The 10,942-nt window shown below is 71.8% G+C and carries 10 protein-coding genes; 2 read left to right on the forward strand and 8 right to left on the reverse strand.

Features of this window, described 5'->3' with window-relative positions; translation table 11 throughout:
• Nucleotides 1-50 precede the first annotated feature (50 nt).
• The 7 genes from pcaD to ABD160_RS23150 form a co-directional block, all read right to left on the reverse strand.
• Nucleotides 51-842: a 3-oxoadipate enol-lactonase gene (gene pcaD, locus ABD160_RS23120; protein ID WP_344025915.1), complete on the reverse strand. Its 792-nt coding sequence runs from the start codon at nt 840-842 to the stop codon at nt 51-53.
• Nucleotides 839-1,336, reverse strand: coding sequence for a nuclear transport factor 2 family protein (locus ABD160_RS23125; protein WP_344025917.1), 498 nt, complete (start codon nt 1,334-1,336; stop codon nt 839-841). The genes pcaD and ABD160_RS23125 overlap by 4 nt, the downstream gene beginning before the upstream one ends.
• A complete protein-coding gene (gene catC / locus ABD160_RS23130; protein WP_344025919.1) occupies nt 1,333-1,620 on the reverse strand; it encodes a muconolactone Delta-isomerase in 288 nt (95 codons plus the stop codon). The genes ABD160_RS23125 and catC overlap by 4 nt, the downstream gene beginning before the upstream one ends.
• Nucleotides 1,621-1,622: 2 nt before the next feature.
• On the reverse strand, nt 1,623-2,744 hold the full coding sequence (locus ABD160_RS23135; protein WP_344025921.1) for a muconate/chloromuconate family cycloisomerase: 1,122 nt from the start codon (nt 2,742-2,744) through the stop codon (nt 1,623-1,625).
• An 85-nt stretch (nt 2,745-2,829) separates the two neighbouring features.
• The gene (catA, locus tag ABD160_RS23140; RefSeq protein WP_344025923.1) at nt 2,830-3,684 is read right to left on the reverse strand and encodes a catechol 1,2-dioxygenase; all 855 of its coding nucleotides are present in this window, start codon (nt 3,682-3,684) and stop codon (nt 2,830-2,832) included.
• A gap of 19 nt (nt 3,685-3,703) precedes the next feature.
• Nucleotides 3,704-5,287 (reverse strand): 4-hydroxyphenylacetate 3-hydroxylase family protein, encoded by a 1,584-nt coding sequence (locus tag ABD160_RS23145; protein ID WP_344025925.1) that lies wholly within the window; start codon nt 5,285-5,287, stop codon nt 3,704-3,706.
• Nucleotides 5,288-5,341: 54 nt separating this feature from the next.
• On the reverse strand, nt 5,342-5,899 hold the full coding sequence (locus tag ABD160_RS23150) for a flavin reductase family protein (protein ID WP_344025927.1): 558 nt from the start codon (nt 5,897-5,899) through the stop codon (nt 5,342-5,344).
• A gap of 150 nt (nt 5,900-6,049) precedes the next feature.
• Here ABD160_RS23150 and ABD160_RS23155 point away from each other — a divergent pair, with 150 nt between their 5' ends.
• A complete protein-coding gene (locus tag ABD160_RS23155) occupies nt 6,050-6,826 on the forward strand; it encodes an IclR family transcriptional regulator domain-containing protein (RefSeq protein WP_344025929.1) in 777 nt (258 codons plus the stop codon).
• A 184-nt stretch (nt 6,827-7,010) separates the two neighbouring features.
• Nucleotides 7,011-10,091, forward strand: coding sequence for a DUF3427 domain-containing protein (locus tag ABD160_RS23160; protein WP_344025931.1), 3,081 nt, complete (start codon nt 7,011-7,013; stop codon nt 10,089-10,091).
• Nucleotides 10,092-10,113: 22 nt separating this feature from the next.
• On the opposite strand, the gene ABD160_RS23165 is transcribed toward ABD160_RS23160, so the two are convergent.
• Nucleotides 10,114-10,942, reverse strand: an 829-nt coding sequence (locus ABD160_RS23165; protein ID WP_344025933.1) for an MmpS family transport accessory protein, incomplete at its 5' end; no start/stop codon positions are given.

The raw sequence follows: 10,942 nt of genomic DNA on the forward strand, positions 1-10,942 counted from the left end.
ACCGCACACCCCATGCCGGGTCGGTCGCGGTCGACCGAGCAGGAGTCGGGTCAGTTCACCCTCCCTGACACACCCCCGGACGCCGCGAGCTGCGCGCCGAGCAGGGCGTTGAACTGCTCGGGTTTCTCCACGTTGAGCAGGTGCGCGGCGCCGTCGACGATCTCGAAACGCCCGTCCCGGACGCCGTCGGCGATCACCCGGACCATCTCCGGCGGAGTCGCCGGGTCCTCGGCTCCGGCGACGGCGAGAACGGGGACGCCGATCTCGGGGAGCCGCCCTCGCACATCGAAGCCGGCGATGGCCTCGCAGCAGGCGGCGTAGCCCTCGTCACCGGTCGCGCGCAGCATTCCCAGCAGCCGTTCCGCCTCGTCGGTGCCGGCGAACGAGTGCACGAACCAGGTACCGGGGCGGCTGCCGAGCATGGCCCCGGTCCCCTCCTTCCGGACCGTGGCGGCCCGCTGCGGCCAGCTGTCCGGATCGGCGAAACGGGCCGCCGACGCGATCACGGTGAGGCCCGTTGCCCGGCCGGGGTGGTCGAGGGCGAGTTGCAGTGCGATCGCACCGCCGATGGACACACCGACATGGTGAGCGCGCTCGATGCCGAGCCGGTCCAGCAGCGCGACGACGGCGTCCGCGAGATCGGCCATCGTGCGCGGGCCGTCCGGGGCGGCGCTCCCGCCGTGGCCGGGCAGGTCGTAGCGGACGATCCGGAACCGGTCGACGAACGCCGCGACCTGGGCGTCGAACAGGTGCAGGTCGGTGCCCAGCGACGGGCCGAGCACCAGCACGGGCGCGTCGTACGGGCCGTCGATCCGGTGGTGCAGCGCGATGCCGGTGGTCATGCGAACTGTCTCCCCGGGTAGGTGGCGGCGGCCGCGGCGACGGTGAACCGGCCGTGGTCCCAGCCGTCGGTGAGCGGGACGAAGTAGTCGAACGAGACCTGCTTGCTCAGGTATCGCCAGACGCCGCCGTCACGGCGAAGCCGGTCGGTGTAGCGACCGGCCGCGATGTGCGGAACGCCGTCCTGAACGCACGGTTGCCAGAGGAACGACCGCGCCCGGGCGACGTCCGGACCCTCGAGTTCGATCTCGAGGTTGGTCACGTGGTGCCAGAACGCGGTGAGTCCGGAGTCGGCGAGCCCCGCGAAGAAGGCGCGGAGCCGATCATGGCCCTGGGCGCGGGACAGCCCGACGAACTCACCGTCGACGGTGAACAGCGAGACCAGGGTCGCCCAGTCACCGTCGTCGAGAGCCCGGCAGTACCGGGCGTCCAGATCCCGGATCGCCTCGAGCGCCTCCAACCGGACGACCCGCTGCTCCAGCTCCGCCGCGGTCACCGCTGCACCTGCAGGTCGGAGGGATGGGTGGCCAGCGGGGTGACCTTGATCGTCATGTACGGGAACAGCGGCAGCGACGACAGCAGGTCGTGCAGCTCGTCGCCCGACCCGACGTCGAAGATGCTGATGTTCGAGTACTCACCGACCACCCGCCACAGGTGCGGCCACACCCCGGAGCGCTGCAGCTCCAGCGCACGGGCCTTCTCCTTCGTGACGATCTCGGTACGCAGTTCGGGATCGAGGTCGTGCGGGATGGCGACATCCATCCGGACGTGGAACAGCATGGTCACTTCCTCCGGAACGCGCGGACCCGGGCGGGATCGAGCTCGACACCGAGTCCGGGGCCGTCGGGCAGGTGCAGTCCGTCCGCGTCGTAGACGAGGGGTTCGACGAGCATCTCCTCGGCCATCAGCAGCGGGCCGAACAGCTCACTTCCCCAGGGCGTGGCGGGGCTCGCACAGGCGGCGTGCAGCGACGCCGCCGTACCGACCGGACTCTCGATCGAGGTCGCCGCGTAGCAGGGGATCCCGGCCGCGGCCGCGACCTCGGCGATCGCACGCCCGGCCCGCAGTCCGCCGGACTTGGTGGTCTTGACCGCGAAGATGCCGGCTGCACCGGCCGTCGCCAGCCGGATCGCGTCGGCCGGGGTGCGCAGGCTCTCGTCGGCCATGACCGGGATCGGCAGGGCGGCGGCGACGGCCGCCATCCCCTCGACGTCGTGGCCGGGGAGCGGTTGCTCGACCATCTCGACGCCGGCCGCGGCCAGTCCGGGCAGGTGGGACAGCGCGGTCAGCCGATCCCACCGGGCGTTGATGTCCACCCGGACGCCGGCCACCCCGGCCAGCTTCTCGGCGACCTTCACGATCCGGGTGACGTCGTCGGCGGGGTCCTGCTTGCCCATCTTGAGCTTGAACGAGCTGTGCAACCCGGAGTCGAGCTTGACCAGGGCCTCCTCGACGACTGCGTCAGCGGGTTCGGTCCCCAGCGCCCAGGTGACGGGCACCGCGGTGCGGGCGGCACCACCGAGCAGCACGTGTACCGGGACGCCGAGGTGCCGGGCCCAGGCGTCGTGCAGGGCCACCTCGACGGCCGTCTTCGCGAACAGGTTCGCCGCCACGACGTCCGCGATGTCACGCAGGATCATCGGGATCTCGTCGACCCCGCGACCGAGCAGGACCGGGCCGAGGTAGCGCTCGACGATCAGCTGCATGGTCTCGACGGACTCACCGCCCCACCACGGGCCGCCCGGGACGACGCCCTCCCCCACGCCCGTCACGCCGCCGGCGGTCCGGACGAACACGTAGAGCACCGGCTGGGCGTTCATGCCGGCCCGGGCGAACCGATGGGCACGACGCAACGGGATGTCGACGATCACGGTCTCGACCTGGTCGATCCGCATGTCGCTCATGGACCTTCTCCGTTCTGACCGACGGCGGGCACGGCAGCCGGGCCGGTACCGGGACCGGACGTCGACCGTCCCCGGTACCGGTCCGTCACGCCGGTTCCAGCGTGAAGTCGTACTCGACGGTGCAGGTCCCGTCGCCGGCGTCGACCGGGTCGAGGACCAGCTCGGGCTTGGTCGCCGAGGCGACGTCGCTGTCGAGCCACTCGCCGCCGCGGAAGTAGAGCTGGGTGGTGACGGTCCGGTACCCGGGAGCGCGGACGAGCAGGTGCAGGTGCGCGGGCCGCCAGGGGTGCCAGCCCGCGGCTTCGATCAGCGTGCCGGTGGGGCCGTCGGTCGGGATCTGGTACGGCGCCGGCTCGACGGTGTGGATCTCGAAACGGCCCTGTCCGTCGGCCACGACGACACCGCGCAGGTTCCCGTCGGGCAGGTGCGGGGCGAAGCCGGAGTAGTAGCCCTGGTCGTCGGCCTGCCAGATGTCGATCTCGGCGCCCGGTAGCGGTTCGCCATCGGTGCCGCGGACCTGCCCGCTGAACACCAGCTTGGTGCCCTGCTCGTCCGCGCGCTGCGGGAGCGTCGCCGGTGAGGTCGACCGGGCCTGGCCGGGCAGGTAGTACGGGCCGAGGATGGAACCCTTGGTCCCGTCCTGGTCGGCGGCGGCCACCTCCTCGACGACGTGCTCGACGAAGACGTCGAGCAGCAGCGGCCACTCGCCGCCCTCCCCGACGTCGATCAGGTACTGCTTGGCTGCCTGGAACTCGTCGTAGGTCACCGACTCCGTGCGGATCGTCCGGTGGATCCCCGCGAGCAGGGACGACACGACAGCGGAGACCCGCTCGGGCGGGACCGCAGGCGCACCGGGCGTCGCGGCCCGTCCGGCCCGGAACGCCTCGGTGGCCGAGCTGCCGGAGCCGGCGGCGGTGGGTGAGGACTGTGTGGTGGTCATGGTGGGTTCCTCTCCGCTGTCAGCGGTGACTGAAGATCGACACGTCGTCGTTGCCGATCAGGTCCGGGACGGTCCAGCCCTGGAGGTCGTACTCGGCCAGACACTGGTCGGCGAAGCCCTTCATCGCGTCCGCTGCGCCGGACATCTGGGCGTCCATCAGCATCTCGGCGCGGACGCCCTCGTGGTTGCCGGCGTAGTTGCGTTCGTAGAGCTCGTGGCGGCCACCGAACTCCGAGCCGATCGAGTCCCAGATCAGCTTCATCAGCTTGACCCGGTCGACGGCGTCGTAGCCGTTCGAGCCTCGCACGTACTTGTCCAGGTAGGGCCGCACCTGGGCGGAGGCGAAGTCGGCGGCGTGGCTGGGCAGGTAGATCAGCGAGGACCCCAGGTCCTGCATGATGATCTCGCGGACCCGCGGGTAGCCGACGGTCATGAACCAGCGGTAGGCCATCCCGTACTCGTGCCTGGGCAGCAGGGTCCCGTCGATCCACTCCTCGGGGTTGCCGATCATCCCGTCCGAGAGGCCCCAGAACAGGTTGCGCCAGGCGATGACCTCGCCGACCCGGGTCTGGATGCCGCGGAAGTCCTGGGTGCCGGTGGCCTCGAGACCCTTCATCAACAGACCCGCGATGAAGTCGAGCTTCACCGCCAGCCGGGTGACGCCCTGGAAGGTGAAGCGGTGCAGGAAGCCCGATGCGGGGACGAAGCTCGACGCCTTCTCCGTGTCGCCGTAGACGAAGACGTTCTCCCACGGGATGAGGACCCGGTCGAGGACGAAGATCGTGTCGTTCTCGTCCAGCCGGCTCGACAGCGGGTGATCGAACGGGCTCCCCGTCACCGCTGCCGTGTGCGAGTACGACGAGCGGCAGATCAGCTTCATGCCGGGCGCGCCCATCGGGACGGTGCAGACCAGGGCGTACTCCCGCTTCTTGATCGGCAGGCCGTAGTGGGCCAGGAAGTTGAAGTGGGTGATCGCCGACCCGGTGGCCACGACCTTGGCACCGGAGACGATCAGGCCGTTGTCGGTCTCCTCCTCGACGTGCATGAACACGTCGGAGACGTCGTCCGGGTCGCGGTGCCGGTCCACCGGCGGGTTGACGATCGCGTGGTTCCAGTAGAGGACCTTCTCCTGGGACTCGCGGTACCAACGCTGGGCGTTGTCCGAGTGCGGTGCCCAGAAGTCGGGGTTGGCACCGAGGGTGCCGAGGAACGCAGCCTTGTAGTCGGGGCTGCGCCCCATGAAGCCGTAGGTCATCCGGGCCCACTCGGCGATCGCCGCCTGGTCCTTCCGCATGTCCTCGATCGAACGCGGCGCCCGGAAGTAGGGATGTGTGACGCCGCCGCTGCCGGTGTCGGTCGGGACCGTGAGCACGTCCCGCTTGTCCGGATCGTGCAACGAGTCGTAGAGGCGGGCCGTCATCCGGACCGCGTTGCGGAACGCGGGGTGGGTGGTGACGTCGTCGACCTTCTCGCCGTGGAGGTAGATCTCGCGGCCGTCGCGCAGGCTCTCGATGTACTCGTCACCGGTCAGCGGCCGGGTGACCGCGCCGTTCCTGCCGTTCGTGCCGGTCGGTACCGCGGTGTGGTCCTGCTGCAGGGTCATCGTCGACTCCGTCGTCTGAGTGAAGGTGGATGAACGGTCGGGCCGGGTGGGCGATCAGGACCGGCCCGCCGTGGGCCGGGCCGCGAGGAACGAGACTCCCCCGTCCGGCCCGTCGGCCGAGTCGTCCCAGAGCAACGGGTTGTGGTCACCACCCAGGTGATGGAACTGCCCGGAGTGGAACAGCAGCGGCTGTCCTCCATGGATGTGGAACTGCTGGACCTCGCCCAGGTAGAGGACGTGGTCGCCGCCGTCGTAGGCCCGCCACGGCGTGCAGGAGATGTGCGCGAGGGTCCCGGCGAGCCGCGGCGCACCGCAGTCGCTGTCCGCGGCCCAGCGAACCTCCTGGTTCGGGCGGCCGGCGAAATGCAGCGCGAGTTCCTTCTGCGCGGACTCGAGGACGTTGACCGTGAACGGCCGCGACTCGATCACCCCGCACAGCCGGGAGCGACGGTCCAGGGACACCAGTACCAGCGGTGGATCGAGGGACACCGCCGTGAACGCGTTGACCGTCGCCCCGTGCGCGGCACCGTCGGGGGCGTGACAGCTGATGATCGTGACTCCGGTGGTGAAGTGTCCCAGGCACCGGCGCAGCTCGGCAGGATCGATCGACATTGACTCACCTCCATGTACGCTCTGCGTGCATGTTGCACGCTGTGCGTACGTCGAGCAGGGTGCCGGGTTCCGGGCGATCCGTCAACCCTCGACGCGGGCGCCCGCCGTGCCGCACATCGAGGCGAGGCGCCGATGCGGGAGGATGCGCAGGTGGACGACGCCGACGCCGGGCCCAGGGACCGGATCCAGAGCATCGAACGCGGTTTCGCCGTGTTGCTGGCCTTCGACGACGAGCACCGGACTCCGAGCCTGATGGAGATCGCGCACGCGACCGGGCTGTCCCGGCCGGCCGTGCGCCGGATCCTGCTGACCCTGCGGCACCTCGGTTACGTGGAGCCGACGACCGGCAGCCACTGGCGGCTCACGCCCCGGGTGCTGACCATCGGCCAGCACTACGTCACGTCGAGCACGGTGGTGGCGGTGTCCGAACGACACATGAGCCGCCTGGTCGAGGAGACCCAGGAATCGGCCTCGCTGTCCGCACTGGACGGTGACGAGGTGGTCTACCTGGCCCGGGTGCCCGCGAAGCGGGTCCTGAACGTGAGCGCGACCGCCGGGACCCGGGTACCGGCACACGCGACCTCCATGGGCCGGGTGCTGCTCGCGGCAGCACCGTCCGACTTCGTCGAGCGCTACCTCGTCGAGCCGGGCCTGGCGCCGCTGACCCCGCACACGATCACCGACCACGGCCGGTTCCGCGCGGAGCTCGCTCGGGTGCGCGAGCAGGGCTGGTCACTCGTCTCCGAGGAACGCGAGCGCGGGCTCATCGCGGTGTCCGCGCCGATCCGGGACCACACCGGCCAGGTCGTCGCAGCGCTGTCGTCGTCCAGCTCGACCGGCCGCACGAGCCCGGAGCACGTCGAACGACATGTCGTGCCGGTGCTGACGCGGATCGCGAAGGAGATCAGCGCCGAGCTGGGTGCCTGATCCCCCGCCTCGCCGATGGTCCTGGGATCGGGCGCACATTTCGTCCGATGATCCCGCAGCCCGTCGCTCTCGTACGGCCCCCACGACACGCCGGCCCGCCGGCGACGCGCTGCGGCAGGCCCGAATTGTCGGTCCCGGGCGGCATCCTGGTCGGTGATCGTGAACGACGACCGACGGGACGACCGTGACCGAACCCCTGCGCGCCGGAGCCCACGAGAGCCTGCGCACCACGGCTCTGGACGCGGCGCTCGATGCCTCCGGGTCCGGTCTCGACCCCCGCTGGGCGCCGGTCGGGAGCGCCGAGCAACCCCGCGTGCTGGCCCGGCACGTCGCCGCGGCGGTCGAGCGGGCGCTCGCCGACCGGTCCCCGGAGCAGCGCGTCGCGCTGGTCAACCGCCTGGTCGAGCTCGCCGAACGGGCGCCGGAGGACACCGTCCACGAGGACCTCGAGCAGCTGATCGCGCTCACCAGGGAGGTGGCGGTCGGGCACTGGGAGGTCCGGGCCCCGATCACCCCGCTGTCCGAGGCCGCGTTGTTCACCAACGCCGCCGGGGAGCCGACGCTGCACACCGCACTGCAGTCGGAGCTGTCCAGCGTCGACCGGGTGGATCTGCTGTGCGCGTTCATCCGCTGGCACGGCATCCGGCTGCTGGAGCGCGAGCTCGATCTGCTGCACGAGCGGGGCGTCCCGTTCCGGGTCATCACGACGACGTACATGGGCGCGACCGAGCAGCGCGCGGTCGACGAGCTCGTCCGCCGGCACGGCGCCCAGCTCAAGATCAGCTACGCGAGCGCGACCACCCGGCTGCACGCCAAGGCGTGGCTGTTCCGCCGGGACACCGGTTTCGACACCGCGTTCGTCGGCAGCTCGAACCTGTCCCGGTCGGCGCTGGTCGACGGCCTGGAGTGGAACGTGCGGTTGTCCTCGGTCGCCACACCGGACCTGATCCGCAAGTTCACGTCCACGTTCGACAGCTACTGGTCCGCGGCGGACTTCGTCTCCTACGACCCGGCGATCCCCGCCGACTCCCACCGGCTCGCCGACGCGCTGGGCCGGGACCGCACCGACAGCACCCCGCTGACCGGCCTGGAGGTGCGGCCCTATCCGCACCAGGAGCAGATCCTCGAGGCGCTCGACGCCGAGCGGACGGTGCACGACCGGCACCGCAATCTCGTCGTCGCGGCGACCGGGACCGGCAAGACCGTCGTCGCCGCGCTGGACTACCGGCGGCTGCGCGAGCGGCATCCCCGGCTGCTGTTCGTCGCGCACCGCACCGAGATCCTGGAGCAGTCCCGGCGCACCTACCGGGCGGTGCTGGCCGACGGCGCGTTCGGCGAGGTGTTCGTCGGCGGGGCCCGGCCGCAGCGCTGGAACCACGTGTTCGCGAGCATCCAGTCGCTGGCCGCGTACGGCGTGCACAACATCCCGCCGGACCGGTTCGACGTCGTCGTCATCGACGAGTTCCACCACGCCCAGGCACGGACCTACCGGGCGCTGCTCGACCACCTGCGTCCCGCGGAGCTGCTCGGCCTCACCGCGACCCCGGAGCGGTCCGACGGCGTCGACGTCCGGGACCGCTTCTTCGACGGCCGCAGCGCCGCCGAACTGCGCCTGTGGGACGCGCTGGCCGCCGACCTGCTGGTGCCGTTCCACTACTTCGGTATCGCCGACGACGTCGACCTGCGCGGCGTCGAGTGGAAGCGCGGCAGCTACGACGTGACGTCGCTGGACGGCATCTACACCGGCAACGACGCCCGGGCCGCCAAGATCATCCGGGAGACCCGGGCGAAGGTCGCCGACGTGACCGCGATGCGCGCGCTCGGGTTCTGCGTCTCGGTCGCGCACGCCGAGTACATGGCCCGGGTGTTCACCGCGGCCGGGATCCCCAGCGCGGCCGTCACCGGGCGGACCGCCGCGGACGACCGGGACAGCGCGCTCCGCCGGCTGCGGGACGGGGAGCTCAGCTGCCTGTTCGCCGTCGACGTGTTCAACGAGGGCCTCGACGTCCCGAGCGTCGACACGGTCCTGCTGCTGCGCCCCACCCAGAGCGCGACCGTGTTCCTGCAGCAGCTCGGCCGCGGTCTGCGCCGGGCCCCGGGCAAGGCCGTGCTGACCGTGCTCGACTTCATCGGCCAGCACCGCCGCGAGTTCCGTTTCGACCTCCGCTACCGGGCGCTGACCGGGAGCAGCCGGTCCGGCGTCGTGCGGGACGTCGAGGAGGGCTTCCCGTTCCTGCCGTCCGGTTCGGCGATGGTGCTCGACGCGGTCGCCCGCGAGATCGTGCTCGACAACGTCCGCAGTCGGGTCCGGCTCCCCCGGCGCGCGCTGGTCGCCGACGTCCGCGCGCACGGCGAGACCGCGCTGGGCCGCTACCTGCGCGAGTCCGGCGGCGAGCTCTCCGACGTGTACCGCGGCAAGGGTTCGTGGGCCGCGCTGCGCCGCGACGCCGGGTTCACCGTCCCGGCCCCCGGTCCGGACGAGACCACCCTGCTGCGCCGGCTCGCGACCCTCACCCACGTCGACGATCCGGAGCGGGCCGAGGTCTACGCCCGGATCGCCGACCCGGACGGACCCGCCTACGCCGAGCTGACCGACCGGGACCGACGGCTGGCCAGGATGTTGTTCTTCCAGCTGTGGCCCGACCGCGGCGGGTTCGACGACTACCAGGACGGACTCGACCACCTGCGCCGGCATCCGGCGGTGTGCGCGGAGATCGGCGAGCTGACGTCGTACACCCTCGACCGGGCACGGCACCTGCCGCGCCCGCTCGGCGAGGGTCTGCAGCACGTCCCGCTGCGCAGCCACGCCCACTACCGGCGCGAGGAGATCCTGGCCGGGCTGGACTGGGCCTCGATGCGCCGCAAGGCGGCCGGTCACGCGAGCGGCGTCGTGTGGGCGGACGAACCCCGGGTGGACGCGCTGCTGGTCAACCTGCACAAGAGCGAGCGCGACTTCTCCCCCACCACCATGTACCGGGACTTCGCCGTGACCCCGGAGCTGTTCCACTGGGAGTCGCAGAACGCGACGTCACCACAGAGCGGGACCGGGCGCCGCTACCTCGGGCACCGCGCACAGGGCAGCCACGTCGTCCTCTTCGTCCGCGACGCACCCTCCGACGACATCGGCGAGGGTGCGCCGTTCCTCTGCCTCGGCGCCTGCGAGTACGTGTCCCACCAGGGCAGCAAGCCGATCGCGATCACCTGGCGGCTGCACCGGGCAATGCCCGGCGAGACGTTCCGGGCAGCGAGCGTCGTCGCGTCGTGAGCCGGATCCGCACACTCCGCCGTCAGCGGTTCCCGCTGCACGACACCGCCGAGAAATCACCCTCCGCCGACTCCTCGGAGATGACCGCACCATCGACGAGGATCCGGCAGGAGATCTCACCGGACCCGCCGGCAGCGCTCACCGAGTAGTCGGTGGATTCTGGCTCGGCGGGCAAGGTCCGCTCCCAGGGCAGCTCCGCGCCGGAGACCTGGGAGACCGCCGTCCCCCGGCCGACGGTGATCGTGACCGCCGATCCCGATCCGTTCACCTCGAAGGTCACCTCGGTCGCCGCGGGTTCGGTGACGGCGTCGACGGCCGGTTCGACGCCGGGATCCCCGCCGCCGGTTTCCTGGTCGCCGCTCGGTGTCCCGGACGCGACCGTCTCCTCGGTCGGCGCGGTCCGGGGCTCGTCGTCCGAGCCGCCGAGGACGGCGAACCCGATCGGTACCGCGGCCGCGACCGCTGCGGCGGCAGCCAACCAGGGCCATCGCCGGCGGCCCGCCGGGGCGTCGTCATCGCCGCCGTCCCGGGCCGGCCGGCGCCGGGTGCCGCGGGTCGGCGGTTCTCCTCCGGTGCCGTCGGATGCCGCGGTCCGGGCGCGCACGGAGGCATGGACCCTCGTGTCGACGGCGTCGGCGGCCTCAGCGAGGTCGGCGGCGGCGGTGCCGGCGGTGGTACGGGTGGCGGCGTCGGTGCCGGCGGTAGTACGGGTGGTGGCGGCGGTGCCGGCAGCGGCGGCGCCGGCAGCGGCGGCGCCGGCAGCGGCGGCGCCGGCAGCGGCGGCGCCGGCAGCGGCGGCGCCGGCAGCGGCGGCGCCGGCAGCGGCGGCGCCGGCAGCGGCGGCGCCGGCA

It is taken from the genome of Pseudonocardia kongjuensis, from assembly GCF_039526905.1.
Taxonomy (GTDB): Bacteria; Actinomycetota; Actinomycetes; order Mycobacteriales; family Pseudonocardiaceae; genus Pseudonocardia; species Pseudonocardia kongjuensis.

What these genes read in the sequence shown, in the direction of transcription:
- pcaD (WP_344025915.1), bottom strand. Translation starts at nt 842, where the DNA reads ATGACCACCGGCATCGCGCTGCACCACCGGATCGACGGCCCGTACGAC.
- catC (WP_344025919.1), bottom strand. Translation starts at nt 1,620, where the DNA reads ATGCTGTTCCACGTCCGGATGGATGTCGCCATCCCGCACGACCTCGAT.
- ABD160_RS23135 (WP_344025921.1), bottom strand. Translation starts at nt 2,744, where the DNA reads ATGAGCGACATGCGGATCGACCAGGTCGAGACCGTGATCGTCGACATC.
- catA (WP_344025923.1), bottom strand. Translation starts at nt 3,684, where the DNA reads ATGACCACCACACAGTCCTCACCCACCGCCGCCGGCTCCGGCAGCTCG.
- ABD160_RS23145 (WP_344025925.1), bottom strand. Translation starts at nt 5,287, where the DNA reads ATGACCCTGCAGCAGGACCACACCGCGGTACCGACCGGCACGAACGGC.
- ABD160_RS23150 (WP_344025927.1), bottom strand. Translation starts at nt 5,899, where the DNA reads ATGTCGATCGATCCTGCCGAGCTGCGCCGGTGCCTGGGACACTTCACC.